This window comes from Delftia sp. K82 (assembly GCF_002193035.1).
GTDB classification, from domain to species: domain Bacteria; phylum Pseudomonadota; class Gammaproteobacteria; order Burkholderiales; family Burkholderiaceae_C; genus Comamonas; species Comamonas acidovorans.
This window is the reverse complement of the sequence record NZ_MYFL01000003.1, coordinates 486118-501761: the sequence shown is the minus strand read 5'-3', so window position 1 is coordinate 501761 and position 15644 is coordinate 486118. Positions and strand designations below refer to the sequence as shown.

Annotated in this window: 13 protein-coding genes; 7 read left to right on the top strand and 6 right to left on the bottom strand. The window is 70.5% G+C overall.

Features of this window, described 5'->3' with window-relative positions:
* Nucleotides 1-6 precede the first annotated feature (6 nt).
* Complete coding sequence (locus tag KDK82_RS19170) at nucleotides 7-1068, top strand: trans-aconitate 2-methyltransferase (RefSeq protein WP_088165918.1); 1062 nt, start codon at nucleotides 7-9, stop codon at nucleotides 1066-1068.
* The gene (locus tag KDK82_RS19165; protein WP_088165917.1) at nucleotides 1065-2306 is read left to right on the top strand and encodes an MFS transporter; all 1242 of its coding nucleotides are present in this window, start codon (nucleotides 1065-1067) and stop codon (nucleotides 2304-2306) included. The genes KDK82_RS19170 and KDK82_RS19165 overlap by 4 nt, the downstream gene beginning before the upstream one ends.
* Nucleotides 2307-2310: 4 nt before the next feature.
* Here KDK82_RS19165 and KDK82_RS19160 read toward each other — a convergent pair whose 3' ends face one another.
* Nucleotides 2311-2982 carry a response regulator gene (locus KDK82_RS19160; RefSeq protein WP_012203037.1) on the bottom strand — a complete coding sequence of 224 codons (672 nt, stop codon included), beginning with the start codon at nucleotides 2980-2982 and terminating at the stop codon, nucleotides 2311-2313.
* A 28-nt stretch (nucleotides 2983-3010) separates the two neighbouring features.
* Complete coding sequence (locus tag KDK82_RS19155) at nucleotides 3011-4909, bottom strand: type IV pili methyl-accepting chemotaxis transducer N-terminal domain-containing protein (RefSeq protein WP_088166341.1); 1899 nt, start codon at nucleotides 4907-4909, stop codon at nucleotides 3011-3013.
* 161 nt (nucleotides 4910-5070) lie between these two features.
* On the opposite strand from KDK82_RS19155, the gene KDK82_RS19150 reads away from it, so the two are divergent.
* The gene (locus KDK82_RS19150; RefSeq protein ID WP_088165916.1) at nucleotides 5071-5946 is read left to right on the top strand and encodes a ChaN family lipoprotein; all 876 of its coding nucleotides are present in this window, start codon (nucleotides 5071-5073) and stop codon (nucleotides 5944-5946) included.
* 51 nt (nucleotides 5947-5997) lie between these two features.
* On the opposite strand, the gene KDK82_RS19145 is transcribed toward KDK82_RS19150, so the two are convergent.
* Complete coding sequence (locus tag KDK82_RS19145; protein WP_013804396.1) at nucleotides 5998-6255, bottom strand: DUF3297 family protein; 258 nt, start codon at nucleotides 6253-6255, stop codon at nucleotides 5998-6000.
* A gap of 121 nt (nucleotides 6256-6376) precedes the next feature.
* Between KDK82_RS19145 and KDK82_RS19140 the strand changes: the two genes are divergently transcribed.
* Entirely contained in the window at nucleotides 6377-7681 is a 1305-nt protein-coding gene (locus KDK82_RS19140) for a DUF445 domain-containing protein (RefSeq protein WP_088165915.1), read from the top strand.
* A 166-nt stretch (nucleotides 7682-7847) separates the two neighbouring features.
* On the opposite strand, the gene KDK82_RS32840 is transcribed toward KDK82_RS19140, so the two are convergent.
* Nucleotides 7848-8015 (bottom strand): hypothetical protein, encoded by a 168-nt coding sequence (locus tag KDK82_RS32840; RefSeq protein ID WP_179217942.1) that lies wholly within the window; start codon nucleotides 8013-8015, stop codon nucleotides 7848-7850.
* Here KDK82_RS32840 and KDK82_RS19135 point away from each other — a divergent pair.
* On the top strand, nucleotides 8014-10041 hold the full coding sequence (locus tag KDK82_RS19135) for a ligand-gated channel protein (protein ID WP_013804398.1): 2028 nt from the start codon (nucleotides 8014-8016) through the stop codon (nucleotides 10039-10041). The genes KDK82_RS32840 and KDK82_RS19135 overlap by 2 nt on opposite strands.
* Before the next feature lie 121 nt (nucleotides 10042-10162).
* On the top strand, nucleotides 10163-11107 hold the full coding sequence (locus KDK82_RS19130) for a siderophore ABC transporter substrate-binding protein (protein WP_088165914.1): 945 nt from the start codon (nucleotides 10163-10165) through the stop codon (nucleotides 11105-11107).
* Here the strand turns inward: KDK82_RS19130 and KDK82_RS19125 are convergent.
* Nucleotides 11083-12084: an arsenic resistance protein gene (locus KDK82_RS19125; protein ID WP_088165913.1), complete on the bottom strand. Its 1002-nt coding sequence runs from the start codon at nucleotides 12082-12084 to the stop codon at nucleotides 11083-11085. The genes KDK82_RS19130 and KDK82_RS19125 overlap by 25 nt on opposite strands.
* Before the next feature lie 105 nt (nucleotides 12085-12189).
* Nucleotides 12190-13872 carry a sigma-54-dependent Fis family transcriptional regulator gene (locus tag KDK82_RS19120; protein ID WP_088166340.1) on the bottom strand — a complete coding sequence of 561 codons (1683 nt, stop codon included), beginning with the start codon at nucleotides 13870-13872 and terminating at the stop codon, nucleotides 12190-12192.
* A gap of 222 nt (nucleotides 13873-14094) precedes the next feature.
* Here KDK82_RS19120 and KDK82_RS19115 point away from each other — a divergent pair, with 222 nt between their 5' ends.
* Nucleotides 14095-15642, top strand: a complete 1548-nt coding sequence (locus KDK82_RS19115; RefSeq protein ID WP_088165912.1) for an acyl-CoA carboxylase subunit beta — start codon at nucleotides 14095-14097, stop codon at nucleotides 15640-15642.
* The last annotated feature ends 2 nt before the right edge of the window (nucleotides 15643-15644 follow it).

Sequence of the window (15644 nt, the reverse complement as noted above, 5' to 3'; positions counted from 1 at the left end):
CTTCCGATGAATACACCCCGCAGTGAATCCCCCACCCCCACCCACGCCCTGCAACCGCTGTGGGACCTGGCCGCCGCCCAGGTGCAGGCCGAGGCCCTGGTGCTGGCGCTCGAATCGGGCGCTCTGGACAGGCTGGCCACGCCCCAGACGCCGGCCGAGCTGGCCCAGGCCCAGGGCTGGAACGAGGCCAATACCTCCCACTGGCTGGAATTGCTGTGGAGCATGGGCCTCTTGCGGCGCGGCCAGCACGAGCCCGTGAGCTACCTGCTGGCCACCGACGCGCTGCGCTACCTGCACAGCGCATCGCCCGAGTCCTGCGGCGCGGCCTGGCTGTTCCGCCTGCGCTCGCTGCGCCACTCCGCCACGCTGCTGCGCGGTCTGGTCGAGCACGGCCCTGCCGGGGACGGCTCGGCCTGCAGCGCCCCCTTGGCCACGGGCAATGCCGAAGGCTGGGCCGCCGCCGCACGCGCCCAGATCGGCCAGGAGCAGCGCGCCGTCAGCGTGCCTGCCGCGCTGAACCTGCTGCAGCAGGTTCCCGAGGCCGGCGCCGCGCGCCGCATGCTGGACCTGGGCGGCGGCCCCGGCTGGATCGCGCTGGCCCTGCTGCGCCAGCAGCCCGCGCTGCAGGCCAGCGTCTTCGACTGGCCCGAGGCCGTGGCCGTGGCGGCGGACAACGCCCGCCAGTCCCGCCTGTCCGACCGCTTCACCGCCCTGGGCGGCAACCTGGCCACGGACGGCATAGGCAGCGGCTACGACCTGGTCTGGTGCTCGTCCGTGCTGCATTTCGTGCCCGATGCGGCAGCCGTGGTCGCCAAGGTGTTCGACGCGCTGGCGCCCGGCGGCGTCTTCGTCTGCGCCCATGCGGAGGTGGACGACGCGCCCGAAGCCGCCCTTCGCACCCTGCCCTACTACCTGCCCATGCGCCTGCTGGGCCGCAGCGTGACCCGGCGCGGCGAGCTGCAGGCGCTGCTGGCGCGGGCGGGTTTCGAGCGCATCGAACGCATCGAGTCGCGCGAGTTTCCGATGGCGCCACTGGCCGTGCTCGTGGCGCGCAAGGCCGCGCCATGAAGGCCGCAGCTCCCCGCCCTGTCTGGCTGCTCCAGGCCCTGTTCGGCTGGCTGCACCTGGCGCTCACCGCCCCCAGCGTCTACCTCTGGCTGGGCCTGCCCCTGGTCATGCGCCAGCATGGCTGGTCGGGCACGGCCATCGGCCTGTTCCAGCTGGCGGGGCTGCCCGCGCTGATCAAGTTCGCGCTGGCAGCGCCCGTGGAAGCGCGCAGCGCGAACGGCCAGCCGCGCTACCGCGCCTGGGCGCTGGCCCTGTGCCTGGCCTATGCGGCCGTGCTGCTGGCCCTGGGCTGGCAGCAGTTGCTGGCCGAGCGCCTGTGGCTGTTCGGCCTGGCCTTCGCGGCCGCGCTGGCCGCCACCTGGGCCGACATTCCCGTCAGCGCCCTGGCCATCCGCCTGCTGCCCGCGTCCGAGCGCATGCGCGCCGGGGGCGTGCGCGCAGCGGCGCTGTCGCTGGGCGCCATCGTGGGCGGCGGGATGATGCTGCTCATGCAGGTGAAATGGGGCTGGCGCGCGCCCTTCCTCTGCCTGGCCGGCGCGCTGGCCCTGGGCGCCCTGCTGCTGGCCTGGGTGGTGCGCCATGAGCCCGGGGAGGCGTCCTCGCCTGTGCTGCTGCCTGCGCCCAAAGCTGGACTGGCCGCCATGGTCCGCGGCTATGGCGCCCAGCCCGGCGCCTGGCGCTGGACCCTGGTGCTGGTCAGCTACTTCCCCTTCATCGGCGCGGCCTGGTTCTACCTGAAGCCGCTGATGCTGGACCATGGCTTCGCGCCCGCCCAGGCCGCCCTGCTGGCCGGCATGGGCGGCGGCGTGGTGGCTGCGCTGGCGGGCGCGGCCTCGCCCCTGCTCACGCGCCGCCTGGGCACCCGGCGCGCCCTGCCCCTGTATGCGGGCTGCAACGTGGCGGCGCTGGCCCTGCTGGCCGCCGTCATCGCAGCCGGCGCCCCGGCCCCGGGCCTGGTCGCGGCCGTGGCCTGCGTGGCAGCAGCCATGGGCGCCTCCTCGGCCTGCGTCTTCGGACTGATGATGCAATTCGCCCGCCCGCGCTGGCAGGCCTTCGACTACGGCCTGCAGGCCAGTCTGTTTGCCGCCAGCCGCATGCTGGTGCCGCTGGCGGCCGGCGTGGCGCTGGACGCCATGGGCGCAGCGGCCATGCTCACCGGGCTGACCGTGGCGGCCGCGCTGGCGTGGGTGTGGGCGCTGCGGTGTGCGGGGGATGGTTGGGCTTCGGCCACAGCGTAGGCCGCTAATCCCGCTGCCGCTCCGACGCATACACCGCCGCCTGCACGCGCGAGCTCAGGCCGAGCTTGCGCAGGATGTGTTGCACATGGATCTTGACCGTGGTCTCGGCAATGTCCAGCGTGCGGGCGATTTCCTTGTTGCTGGCGCCCCGGGCGATCTGGACCAGCACCTCTTCCTCGCGCGGGGACAGCGGCGAGGCCGGGGCCTCGTCCGGCTCGGGCGCCTGGGGCTCGGGCGCGCCCTGGGACTGGAAGGCCGCCACCAGCTTGCCCATCATCTCGGGGCTGACCACGGGCTCGCCGCGCGCGGCGCGGCGCAGGGCCTCGGACAGCAGGTCGCCGTCGATGGTCTTGAGCAGATAGCCCTGGGCACCGTTGCGCAGCGCGGCCGCCAGGTCCTGGCCGTCCTCGCTCACGGTGAGCATGACGACGCGGCTGCCGGGCGATGCGGCCCGCAGGCCCGCGATGGCATCGACGCCCAGCACGCCCGGCAGGTGGTTGTCCAGCAGGATGACCTGGGGCGCCAGCGCGGGCACCAGGCGCAGGGCCTCGCCCGCGTCGCCGGCCTCGCCGACCACGCGCAGGCCTGCGTCCTGGGCGATGAGGGCGATCAGGCCGCGCCGGAACAGCGTGTGGTCGTCGATGACGAAGACGGAGATGGGGCTGGAGAAGGACATGGGGCGGCTTTTTTCTTCCGGGAGCGTGTCACGCGTTCGAGGGGAGGGCCTGCGCTGGCGCGCCGGCCGAGGCCGACGGCGGCAGCTCGATCAGCACGCGCGTGCCCTCGCCGGGGCGGGAGTGGACATGGACCAGCGCCTGCGCCAGCAGGGCACGCTCGCGCATGATGCCCAGGCCCACATGCAGCGAGTCCGGCGCAACGTCGGCGGGGACGAAGCCGCAGCCGTCGTCGCAGACTTCGAAGCGCCAGGGGTGGCGCCCCACGCGCAGCTCCACATGCCTGGCACCCGCGTGCTTGCGCACGTTGGACAGCGCCTCCTGCACCATGTGCAGCACCTGGATCTGCACGTCGGGCGCCAGCGGCAGGCCCTGGCCCGTCATGCTCAGCGAGGTGGCGATGCCCGTCTGGTGCTCGAACTTGGACAGCGTGGCGCGCAGCGCGGCCTCGATGTCCTCGGCGCTGGTGCGCGTGCGGAAATGCACCAGCAGCTCGCGCACGTCGGCATAGCATTCGCGCACGCCCACTTCCAGCTCGCCCAGGCTGCGGTCGCGCGCCTCGTCGCGGCCCTTGGCCACGGCGTCGCGCAGCAACTGGGTCTGTATCTTGAGAAAGGCCAGCGACTGGGCAATGGAGTCATGCAGCTCGCGCGCGATCAGGCCGCGCTCCTCGGCCACGGCGGCCTCGCGCTCCAGCGCCGTGGCGCGCAGGCTTTCCATGGCGCTGGCCAGGTGGCGCGCCATGGCGGACAGCAGGTCGCGCATGTCGTCCGTGAGCACCACGGTGGAGCGAAAGAACAGGTTGACCTCGCCCAGCAGGCGCTGCTGCAGTTGCACGGGGATGCTGACCACGGTCTCGAAGCCGGCCTCGCGGCAGTGGGGCAGTTGCAGGTCGCTGGCCGGCGTGATGGGGATCACGCGCAGCCGCGCCTGCTCGCGCGGCTGGCCGCACAGGCAGGCGCCCGTGTGCAGGCAGTGCTCCTGCACCGACATGGACTGGGGCAGGCCGTCGCCGGCCAGCAGCACGTAGCGCTCGTTGGCCTCGTCGGACCAGCGCACCGTGGCCGCATCGGCCTGGGCCGCCAGGCGGACCTGGCGCACAAAGCCTTCGGCCAGGGACTGCAGGCTGGCGGCCTCCGACGCCTGCACGCTGACCGCGTACAGCGCCTGCAGCTGCTGGTGCTGCACGTTGAGGCTGGCGGTCTTCTCGCGCACCTTGTCTTCCAGCTCGGCGTGCGAGCTTTGCAGCGACTGGGCCATGAGGTTGAAGCCGGCCGCCAGCTGGCCGAACTCGTCATCCACCTCCACGCTCATGCGCGTGTCCAGGTGTCCGCGGCGCATGCGCTCCAGCGCCGAGCGCAGCTGGCCCACGGGATGCAGCACCAGCCAGTAGCTCGTGGCCATGAAACTCACGGCCGCGATGATGGCCAGCGCCATCAGACACATCTGAAACAGGTGCAGGATGGCCGTCCAGCGCGAGAGCCGGTCCTCGATGGCCTCGACAAAGCCGTCCACCTCGCGCACGAAGGCGTCGGCGCTGCCCATGATGGCCTGCGCATCGACATGGTCCTCGGCCTGCCACTGCGTGCGCAGCGCACTCCAGTCGCCGCGTATGCGCTCGTAGCGCGCGCTGACCGCATCGCTCCAGGGCACGAACAGCGGCCGCGACATGTCGCCGCTGCGCAGCAGGTCCAGGCTGGCGTCGAACTGTCGTGCGCGCTCCTGCCACTGCGCTGGCGCCTCGTTCTGGCGCGCCATGGCCATGCGCACCATGCTCATGCGCAGCCGCCCGGCCTCGTTCACCGCCGCCGCACCGCCTTCCAGCTGCCAGGCCACCCACAGCGTGAAACCGATCGATGCCACGGCCGCGAGCAGGCAGGCTGCGCCCATGAGCAGCAGCTTGGTCGAAAGCGAGGGCTTGCCATGCATGGTTGCACTGTAGCCACCGCACATTTGCGCGTCTTGACCTGAATCAAGCGCCGCCCGTTTGCGCCGTGCTCCCGCCCCGATTCCTAGGATCCTTTCAACTGCCCCCAACGCCCACAGGGCCTATGGCGTCCCCGGGCGAGGCCAGTGTTTAGCATGGGGCCATGCAAGTCCGCTCCATCCCCCGCCCCTTCATCCGCACCCCGCGCCTTGCCGGCCTGGCTGCGGCCGCATTGCTGGCGGCAGCCCTTGCCGGCTGCGCCAGCTCCTCCGCCCCGGCGCGGGACTGGACGCAGCAGTTGCAGCGCTGGTCCGACGCGCCCATCGTGCTGCTGGGCGAGCAGCACGATGCGGTCGCCCACCAGGCCTGGCAGCAGGCCACGGTGGAGCAGTTGGCAAAACAGGAGCGCCTGGCCGCGCTGGTGATCGAGATGGCGCCGCGCACGGGCTCCACGGCCAGCCTGGCACGCGATGCCTCCGAGGACGCGGTGCAGCAGGCCCTGCAATGGCAGGACGCGGCCTGGCCCTGGCCGCGCTACCGCGGCGTGGTCATGGCCGCCGTGCGCGCGGGCGTGCCCGTGCTGGGGGGCAACCTGCCGCGCGCCGACATGAAGCAGGCCATGCGCAACGAAAACCTGGACACCCACCTGCCGCCCGAGGGCTGGCAGCGCCAGCTCGACGCCATCCGCGAAGGCCACTGCGGCCTGCTGCCCGACACCCAGCTGGCGCCCATGGCCCGCATCCAGCTGGCCCGCGATGCCAGCATGGCCGAGGTGGCCAGGGCCGCAGTCAAGCCCGGCAAGACCGTGCTGCTGGTGGCCGGGCGCGGCCACGTGCTGCGCGGCGTGGGCATTCCCACCTGGCTGCCCGAGGCCGCAGGCGCCAAGGTGGCCGTGGCGCAGGCGGGGGAGACATCGGTGGCGCAGGCCTCGGATGTGGATTGGCTGCAGAAGACGGATGCCCTGCCCGCCAAGGACCACTGCGCCGAGCTGCGGGAGAAGTTCAGGAATCCGCCGGCGCCGCGGGCCGATGCGGGCTGAAGCCCGCTGATTCTTGAAGAGGTTGCGGCCGGCCTTGCGACCGGCCGGAAATCAGCGGTAGAAAGCTTCCACGGCGCCCTTGAGCTTGATCAGCAGGGGCTTTCCCTTGCGGTCCACCGTCTTGCCGGCAGGCACCTTGATCCATCCCTCACTCACGCAGTATTCCTCCACATCGAAGCGCTCGTTGCCGTTGAAGCGGATGCCGATGTCGTGCTCGAACACGGCGGCCACATGGTGCGGGCTGCGCGGGTCGATGGACAGATGGTCGGGCAGTGCGGGGCGATCGGCGGGTGCGTTGGCGTCGGTCATGGTCTTGTTCTCGCAAGAGGGTTCTGAAGAAAGCCGGTATTGTCCGCGCAATTCGCAGGCAGGCGCTGGCTGACAGGCTTTGGCGGCAGGCATCGTCATGCGGATGGCGGACGGGCGTCGTATGCTGCGCTCCATGCTGTCGCCAGAGCAACGTCAAACACTGAAGTCGGCCAAGCGCCTGCCGCTGGCGCTGCTGCTGTTCGTGGCGCTGGGCTTCGTGGCCTCGTCCGTGGCGGCGGGGCACTGGCAGCAGGTGCCTCTGTGGCTGGCCTGCATCAAGGCCGTGACCGAGGCCTCGCTGGTCGGCGCGCTGGCCGACTGGTTTGCGGTGTCGGCGCTGTTCCGGCGCATTCCGCTGCCCCTGGTCGGGCGCCATACGGCCATCATCCCGCGCAACAAGGACCGCATCGGCGAGAACCTGGCGAATTTCGTGCGCGACAAGTTCCTGGACGGCCCTTCGCTGGTGGCACTGATCGAGCGCCATGATCCTGCGCGCGTGCTGGCCGGCTGGCTGACCACGCCAGCCAACAGCACCCTGCTGGGACGGCAGGTGGCGCGGCTGGCGCTGGCGGCGCTGGAGATGGTGCAGGACCGGCAGGTGGAGCGCTTTCTGACACAGGCATTCAAGGCCTTGCTGGCCCAGGTGGACCTGCCCCGCGCGGCGGCGGATCTGTTGTCGGGGCTGACCAAGGACGGCCGCCACCAGGCCGTGCTGGACGATGTGCTGGCCCGCGTCAGCAGCGTGCTGCGCGAGGCCGAGACCCATGTGCTGATCGCCCAGACCATCGTGCTGTGGCTCAAGCGCGAGCATCCGCTCAAGGAAAAGATGCTGCCCACGGACTGGCTCAGCGACAAGGGCGCCAGCGCCATTGCGGGCGCGCTCGACAGCCTGCTGCAGGACATCGCCAGCAATCCCGAGCACCACATGCGCAAGGCCTTCGACGCCTCCGTGGACCGGCTGGTCACGCGGCTGCAGTCCGACCCCGCCATGTCCGAGCGCGCCGAGCGGCTGCGCCACTACCTGCTGCACGACGAGAAGCTGGCCGGCTACCTGCGTGCGCTGTGGCTGGGCCTGCGCGCCAAGCTGCAGGCGGACCTGGCCAACGAGCATTCGCAGGTGGCGCGCAAGACCGCCGCCATGGGCCGCTGGCTGGGCCAGTCGCTGGCGCACGACGAGGCGCTGCGCAGCTCCATGAACGAGCGCCTCAAGCGCTGGGCCCAGGCGCTGGCGCCCGATGTCTCGCAGTTCCTGGCCCAGCACATCGCCGATACCGTGCGGCGCTGGGATGCGCGCGAGCTGTCCGAGCTGATCGAGCTGCACATCGGCAAGGACCTGCAGTACATCCGCATCAACGGCACCGTGGTCGGCGGTGCCGTGGGGCTGGTGCTGTTCCTGGTCTCCAATGCGGGGCGGCTGTGGTCCTGATCTTCGTATCAGGATGTTGCCTGCGGGCCACATCGGGCCAACTTTACAAAGCCGCCGTGCTCGCCGGAACGCCGTGAATCGTGCCGGGCGCTGCACGCGCCCGGGCACTGGCGGCCCTGCATGTCATTGATGAACAAGGCAACATTCAGCATCCTGAATGAATTGCTCACAGATCGGCCCACTTGTAAAGAAAAACAGCAGCTGCGCTGCCGTCGGCCAGGCCGTTGTCGACGGGAAAATAAAATAAGAACGATTCGCACTCATCAAAAACAACAGAGCGGATGCGCACCCCGGTCGTTCGACCGTCCGTGATTCTTCTTGCGAGCTTTCCCATGCACAACTGCACAGCCCCCGCGGCGGGCCGTGGCTTTGCCCTGTCCGCCCTTTGCACCTCCTTGCGTGCTTCGTTTCCCTCCACCGTCGTTCCCCTGCGCCGCACCGCGCTGGGCGCCTGCCTGGGCCTGCTGGCCTCGGGCAGCGCGCTGGCCCAGGCAGCAGGCGGGGCGACGCTGGAAACCCTGGTCGTGACGGCCAGCGGCTTCGAGCAGGAGATCAGCCAGGCGCCGGCCTCGATCTCGGTGATCACGCGCCAGGAACTGGAGCAGGGCGCCTACCGCAACCTGCACGATGCCCTGCGCGATGTGCCCGGCGTGATCCTCACGCCCTCGGACAACAACTCCAACGACATCTCGTTGCGCGGCATGGGCGCCAACTACACCCTGATCCTGGTGGACGGCAAGCGGATGAGCACGCGCGAGACCCAGACCAACGGCAGCACCGGCACGGACCAGAGCTGGATTCCGCCGCTGGAGGCCATCGAGCGCATCGAGGTGGTGCGCGGCCCCATGTCCTCGCTGTACGGCTCGGACGCCATGGGCGGCGTGATCAACGTCATCACGCGCAAGGTGGCGAAGAACTGGCATGGCTCGGTGCGTGCCGACGCCACGCTGCAGGAGCGCTCCACCTCGGGCGATGCCTACCAGACCAACTTCTACCTGTCAGGCCCGATCAAGACCGACCTGCTGGGCCTGAGCCTGTACGGCAACTACGGCAAGCGCGACCAGGACCGCATCTACCAGGGCTACAACAAGAGCGACAACCGTTCGCTGAACCTGCGCCTGGCGCTGACCCCCAGCAAGGACCACGACCTGATCGCCGAGATCGGCACTTCGCGCCAGCACTTCGTTTCGTCGCCTGGCATGACCCTGCTGCCCACCGATGCGCCCAGCGACCGCAAGTTCGAGCGCGAGAACTACTCGCTGCAGCACAAGGGCCGCTGGGGCTGGGCTTCCTCCGACACCTATCTGCAGCGCGAGGAAACGCGCAACCTGTCGCGCGACATGACCATCAGGAACACGGTGTTCAACAGCAGCTGGGTAGCGCCGCTGGGCCGCCAGCACCTGCTGACCACGGGCGTGTACTACAACCAGCAGGACTTGCGCGACACGACGACCAATACGCTGCCGGGCTCGGCGCGCACCACGGCCGATCGCACGCAGTACGCCTGGTTCGCCGAGGACGAGTGGCGCCTGCGCGAGAACTTCGCCCTGACCGGCGGCCTGCGCTACGACCACGACAGCAAGGGCGGATCGCAATGGAGCCCGCGCCTGTACGGCGTGTGGAACCTCGACGCGCAATGGACCGTCAAGGGCGGCGTGTCCACCGGCTTTCGCGCGCCCTCGCTGCGCCAGACCCTGGGCGACTGGGGCCAGTCCAGCCGCGGCGGCAACATCTACGGCAACCCCGACCTGAAGCCCGAAACCTCGCTGAGCAAGGAACTGGGCGTGCTCTACAACAACGGCGCCGGCCTGTCGGCAGGCCTGACGGTGTTCGACAACGAGTTCAACGACAAGATCACGCGCATCGCCTGTCCCGAGTGCGGACCGGCCAATTCCTCGGGCAACACGCCCACCACCAACGTCAATATCGACAAGGCCATCACGCGCGGCATCGAAGCCACGTTCAAGGCCCCGCTGGCGCGCACGCTGGACCTGAGCAGCAGCTACACCTTCACCAAGTCCGAGCAAAAGAGCGGCGAGTTCGCGGGGCAGCCGCTGAGCCAGCTGCCGCGCCACATGCTCAACCTGGCGCTGAACTGGAAGCCTTCGCAGCAATGGGCGGGCTGGGCCAAGCTGTCCTACCGGGGCAAGGAAAGCCAGCCCACGGGCGGCCGTTCGGCGCGCACCTGGGTGGCTGGCAGCTATGCCATGTTCGACATGGGCGGCTCCTACAACTACAGCAAGGACGTGACCTTCTACGCAGGCATCTACAACCTGTTCGACAAGGACGTTTACTACGAGGACTACGCCACGGTGCAGGACGGCCGGCGCTACTGGATCGGCATGAACGTGAAGTTCTAGGCACCCCGGCCGCAAGGGCGGCCGCTGCCCGTGGCCTGCGGATCGGGCCGCGCCGCTTCCCGGCGCGGCACCCGCCTCCGGAGGCCGGAACTCCATTCATTTTTTCCTGGGATTCTTTGCCATGACCTTCGATATCACGCGCCGCGCGGCGGCGCTGGCCTTGCCGGCCTTGTTCCTGGGGACTGCGGTGGCGGCCCCGCTGTCCGTGCGGCATGCCGGGGGAATGACCAGCCTGCCCGGCGCACCCCGGCGCGCGGTGGTTTATGACCTGGGGGCGCTGGATGCACTGCATGCGCTGGGCGTGCCCGCGTCGGCGGTCGCAGGCGTGCCCCGGGCGCAGTTGCCCCGGTATCTGGACAGCTTCGCGCAGCGGCCTGCGGCGGGCGGGCTGTTCGAGCCCGACTACGAGGCGCTGAGCCGGCTGGCGCCCGACCTGATCATCGTGGGCGGGCGCTCGGCCGGCAAGGCCGAGGTGCTGGGACGCATCGCGCCCACGCTGGACCTGAGCGTCAGCGGCAAGGACATGCTGGCCGATATCGAACGCAACATCGCCACGCTGGCGCTGCTGTTCGGCCGCCAGGCGCAGGGCCGTGCGCTGGTGCAGCGCATCCACGCCGAGCTGCAGGGCCTGCGTGCCCAGGCCTCGCAGGCCGCGCCGGGCCTGCTGCTCATGGCCGTGAACGACAAGCTCCTGCCGCAGGCGCCGGGATCGCGTTTCGGCTTTCTGTTCGATGTGTTCGGCGCGCGCTCGGCGCTATCGGCTGCGCAACTGCCAGCCCGCGGCACCGCCTACGGCTTCGATGATGTGGCGCGGCTGGACCCCGAGTGGATCTACGTCATCGACCGCAACACGGCCACGGGCCAAGCGGCAGGCGGCGGCGAGATCATGGCTTCGCGCAAGGTGTTCGACAACGCGCGGATCCACGCCACGGCGGCCGGCCGCAAGGGGCAGGTCGTCTTCCTCGATCCCAAGGGCTGGTACCTGATGGGCAGCGCCGGGCCGACGGCGCTGCTGGACAACATGGCGCAGCTGCGCCAGGCCTATGGCGCGGCGTCATCGCGTTGACCGCTGGCCAGGGCCGGCTCCCGGTCCCGGCCCCACAGCGCAATCACGCGCACATAGGCCAGCTCGGCCAGCAGCTCCACCAGCGTCTGCGTGACGATGACGGCCGGCAGCACGGGAATGGCGTCAGGCACGGCCAGGGCCAGCGGCAGCACGACCAGCGAATTGCGCGTGCCCGCGCTGAACGCGACCGCACGGCCTGCGGGCGCAGGCAGTCGGAAGGCGCGCGCCACCAGCCAGCCCAGCGCGGGCGCCGCCACCGCGAAGGCCGCGTAGACGGGCACCACGCTCCAGGCCGCGTGCGTGGCCGGGCCCAGCTGGGGCAGCACGGAGGCGATCACCACGAACAGCACCAGGGCGGTGGCCGGCACGGGCAGCAGGCCCAGCCATGCCGAGGCGCTGGCGCCGCGCCGGCTGCAGGCCGCCCACCACTGGGTGGCAACGGCCAAGGCCAGCGGCACGGCGATCAGCCACACGAACGCATGCAGGAAAGGCCCCGCCTGCACCAGCCGCGCCGCATCGTCTCCCAGGAACAGGCCCAGGTAGCCGGGCAGGGCCAGCATCTGCGCGATCAGCAGGGCCGGCGTGGCCGCCAGCAGCAGGCGCGCATCGGCGCGTCCCAGGTGGGAGAAGGTGACCACGTAGTCGATGCAGGGCGCCAGCAGCACCAGCAGCGCGCCCAGGCGCAGCAGGGGGTCGGCGGGCAGGAACTGCAGCAGCGCCCAGACCAGCATCGGCACCACGATGAAGTTGGCCGTCATCAGCGCGGCCAGGAAGCGCACCTGGCCAAAGGCGCGCCGCAGCTCGGCCACGGGCACCTGCAAGAAGGTCACATAGAGCATCAGTGCCAGCGCGGGGTTGATGGCGCGCTCCAGCACGCCCGTGCCGGGCAGCGCCCAGGCGGCGGCCGCGGCCAGGGCCACGGCGGCGAAGTAGATGGGGATCTGGCGCTGTTCGAGCGCGTCTCGGGTGTCTTGCATTCGGGGCGCCGGGTGCGGCAGGGGCGGCAGGGGGTACGGGGTGCCTAGTATGGCAACGGTGCGGCCAGCCACTGTCTCGAATTCCCTGCCCTCGGCCCGACAGGCTCAGCCGGGCGATGCCGCGCCCAGCACCTTGTAGAGGTAGGAGCGCGAGATGCCCAGCTCCTGCGCGGCCAGCTTCTTGTTGCCGCCGCAGCGTGCGATGGCGTCGAGGATGGCGTTGCGCTCCTGGTCCTTGAGCGGGGCCACGGCGCCGGTGGTGGGCATGTCTGCCTCGGCAACGGGCGAAGGTCGTGCGCCGGCCAGCGGGTCCTCGTGGCGCGCGAAGTTGTCCACACCCAGCAGGTGGCCGTCGCAGAACACCAGGGCCTCTTCCACGCGCTGGCGCAGCTGGCGCACATTGCCGGGCCAGGCCTGGCGGGCCAGGTAGGGCATGACACCGGGCGCGATGCGGGGCAGCGCAATGCCGTTGCGCTCGCAGAACGACTGGGCAAAGCGCTGCACCAGGGCCGGGATGTCCTCCAGGCGCTGGCGCAGGGCGGGCACATGCAGCACCACGCCGCTGAGGCGGTAGAACAGGTCCAGCCGGAAGCGCCCGCTGTCGATGAGGCCGCGCAGGTCGCGGTGCGTGGCGGCCACGATGCGGAAGTTCACCTGCCGGCCGCTGTGCGCGCCCAGGCGCTGCACCTGGCGGTCCTCCAGCACGCGCAGCAGCTTGACCTGGATCTCCATGGGAATGTCGGCCACTTCGTCGAGGAAGAGCGTGCCGCCCTCGGCCTGCTCCAGCTTGCCGGGCTGGCCCTGCCGGCGCCCGCCCGTGAAGGCGCCGGCCTCGTAGCCGAACAGCTCGGACTCGATCAGCGTGGCCGGCAGGGCCGCGAGGTTGAGGCTGACCAGGGGCGCGTCGGCATCGCGCCCGCGCGCATGCAGGGCCTGGGCCACCAGCTCCTTGCCGCTGCCGCTCTCGCCCAGGATGAGCACGGGCACATCGAGCCGCGCCACGGCGTCGATCTCGCGGGCCAGCCTTTGCATGGGGGCACTGGCGCCCACCATCTGCGCCGTGGGCGTGCCGCCGCGCAACTGGCTCAGTTCGCGCTTGTAGTGCTGCACCTCGTCATGCAGCTGGTTCAGCCGCTGCTGCATGCGGTTGAGCGCCTCCACGCCGCTGAAGCTGACCTGGCCCACGGCACCCACCACGGCGCCGCCCTCGTAGACCGGCATGCGGTTGACGATGCGGCTCACGCCCGGCCCCAGCTGCTGCAGGTCGCCGATCTCGGCCCGGCCGCTGCGCACCACGTGGGGCAGGCGCGAGTTGGGGATCACGTCCTCGGCGCGCCGGCCTGCGGCCGTGCCGGGCGCCAGGCCGAAGAACTTCTCGTGCACGGGGCTGATGTAGCGCATCAGCCCTTCATGGTCGGCCACCGTGATCGCCTGGTACGGGTTGGTCAGGAACATGTTGAGGATGGCGAAGGCGAAGGGCACGCTGGCCACCATGTCGAACAGCGCCGCCGCCTCGTCGGCCGGGCGCAGCAGGGCGACCTCGCCCTCGGCATCGGCCAGCACCACGGCCACATGGCGGGCCACCGTGCCGCGCGGGCCCGGTGTTTCCACGTGCAGCAGCTGGCCATGGCCGATGGGGTTGTTCCCGTCGCCATGCGCGCGGGCCAGGGCCTCGGTGACGGCTGCATGCAGCAGCGGCTCCTGCGCCAGGCCCAGTCGCGCCACGGGCTCGGGCGAGTCGCGCCGCCAGACGAGAACGCCGAATCGGTGGTCGGGGGAGCTGGGCATGGGCATGGCGGGCAGTGGCTGGGGTGAACGCACTCTAGCGGCGCGCAGGCCACGGGTCTGTCCCCGTGGTGTCTCCATTAAAGACAGTGCCCAACCCGTGTCTTCGAGGTTGTCCTTGATGTGGACACGTGAAGGTGAACTGTGGAAAAAATCCTTTGAATTCAACGCACTGCGTTCTGGCACGCCTTGTGCATCTGTGCTGGCACAAGGAGACACGACGACATGAGCTGGCAACCCGAAGTGGACGAGATCGCATACCGCCGCGCACTGGCGGCCAAACTGGGCGGAGAGGACAAGGTGGCGCGGCACAAGGCCGCGGGCAAGCTCACGGTGCGCGAGCGCATCGATGCCTGCACGGACGCGCAGTCCTTCGTGGAGGTGGGCTCGCTCACCGGCTCGGGCCAGTACGACGGCCTGGGCCGGCTGACGGACTTCACGCCCTCCAACCTCATCATGGGGCGGGCGCGCGTGGGCGGGCGGCCCGTGGTCGTGGTGGGCGACGATTTCACGGTGCGCGGCGGCGCCAACGACGGCGCCGTGGGCGACAAGCTGATCTTTGCCGAGAAGATGGCGCACGACCTGCGCCTGCCCATGGTGCGCCTGGTGGACGGCACGGGCGGCGGCGGCTCGGTGCGCAATATCGAGACCAAGGGCTACACCAGCGTGCCCACCATGAAGGTCTGGAGCCAGGTGGTGCAGAACCTGTCCACCGTGCCCGTGGTCTCGCTGGCCCTGGGCTCGGTGGCCGGCATGGGCGCGGCGCGCGTGGCCTCCAGCCATTACTCGGTGATGGTCAAGGAGACCGCCCAGCTGTTCAATGCCGGCCCGCCCGTGGTGGCGCGCATCGGCCAGAACGTGACCAAGAACGAGCTGGGCGGCAGCCAGGTGCACACGCGCAACGGCGTGGTCGATGACGAGGTGGCCACCGAGCAGGAGGCCTTCGAGCGCGTGCGCCGCTTCCTGTCCTACCTGCCATCGTCGGTGTACGATCTGCCTGCGCGCACCGCGCCACAGGACGATCCGCGGCGGCGCGACGAATGGCTGCTGTCGGCCATTCCGCGTGATGGCCGCAAGGTCTACAAGATCCGGCCCATCGTCGAATGCCTGGTCGATGAGGGTTCCTTCCTGGAGACGGGCCGCCACTGGGGCCGGGCCATCGTCACGGGGCTGGCACGCATCGACGGCTGGCCCGTGGCCGTGGTGGCCAGCGACCCGTACTTCTACGGCGGCGGCTGGGACGGCCCCTCGGCCGAGAAGTTCACGCGCTTCGTGGACATGGCCCAGACCTTCCACCTGCCCGTGGTCAACCTGGTGGACATCGCGGGCTTCCAGATCGGCGTGGAGGCCGAGAAGGCCGGCGTCATGCGCTACGGCGTGCGCGCCCTGGCCGCCGTCTACCAGGCCACCGTGCCCTGGTGCAGCATCCTCATCCGCCGCGCCTACGGCGTGGCGGCGGCCGGCCACCAGCACATGGGCCGCTTCAACTTCCGCTATGCCTGGCCCTCGGCCAACTGGGGCTCGCTGCCCATCGAGGGCGGGCTGGAGGTGGCCTACAAGGCCGAGATCGAAGGCGCCGACGACCCCGTGCAAAAGCGCGCCGAGATCGAGCAGCGCGTGCGCAGCCTGACCTCGCCCTTCCGCACGGCCGAGGCCTTCGGCATCGACGAGGTGATCGATCCGCGCGACACGCGCGCCCTGCTCAGCGAATTCGTGGAACTGGCCGCGCCGCTGCGCGAGGCCGGAGCGCCGCAGTTCGGCCTGCGGCCCTGAAC

Excerpts from the sequence above, each read along its gene's own strand:
- KDK82_RS19170 (WP_088165918.1), top strand. The coding sequence starts at position 7 with ATGAATACACCCCGCAGTGAATCCCCCACCCCCACCCACGCCCTGCAA.
- KDK82_RS19165 (WP_088165917.1), top strand. The coding sequence starts at position 1,065 with ATGAAGGCCGCAGCTCCCCGCCCTGTCTGGCTGCTCCAGGCCCTGTTC.
- KDK82_RS19160 (WP_012203037.1), bottom strand. The coding sequence starts at position 2,982 with ATGTCCTTCTCCAGCCCCATCTCCGTCTTCGTCATCGACGACCACACG.
- KDK82_RS19155 (WP_088166341.1), bottom strand. The coding sequence starts at position 4,909 with ATGCATGGCAAGCCCTCGCTTTCGACCAAGCTGCTGCTCATGGGCGCA.
- KDK82_RS19150 (WP_088165916.1), top strand. The coding sequence starts at position 5,071 with ATGCAAGTCCGCTCCATCCCCCGCCCCTTCATCCGCACCCCGCGCCTT.
- KDK82_RS19145 (WP_013804396.1), bottom strand. The coding sequence starts at position 6,255 with ATGACCGACGCCAACGCACCCGCCGATCGCCCCGCACTGCCCGACCAT.
- KDK82_RS19140 (WP_088165915.1), top strand. The coding sequence starts at position 6,377 with ATGCTGCGCTCCATGCTGTCGCCAGAGCAACGTCAAACACTGAAGTCG.
- KDK82_RS19135 (WP_013804398.1), top strand. The coding sequence starts at position 8,014 with ATGCACAACTGCACAGCCCCCGCGGCGGGCCGTGGCTTTGCCCTGTCC.
- KDK82_RS32840 (WP_179217942.1), bottom strand. The coding sequence starts at position 8,015 with ATGGGAAAGCTCGCAAGAAGAATCACGGACGGTCGAACGACCGGGGTG.
- KDK82_RS19130 (WP_088165914.1), top strand. The coding sequence starts at position 10,163 with ATGACCTTCGATATCACGCGCCGCGCGGCGGCGCTGGCCTTGCCGGCC.
- KDK82_RS19125 (WP_088165913.1), bottom strand. The coding sequence starts at position 12,084 with ATGCAAGACACCCGAGACGCGCTCGAACAGCGCCAGATCCCCATCTAC.
- KDK82_RS19120 (WP_088166340.1), bottom strand. The coding sequence starts at position 13,872 with ATGCCCAGCTCCCCCGACCACCGATTCGGCGTTCTCGTCTGGCGGCGC.
- KDK82_RS19115 (WP_088165912.1), top strand. The coding sequence starts at position 14,095 with ATGAGCTGGCAACCCGAAGTGGACGAGATCGCATACCGCCGCGCACTG.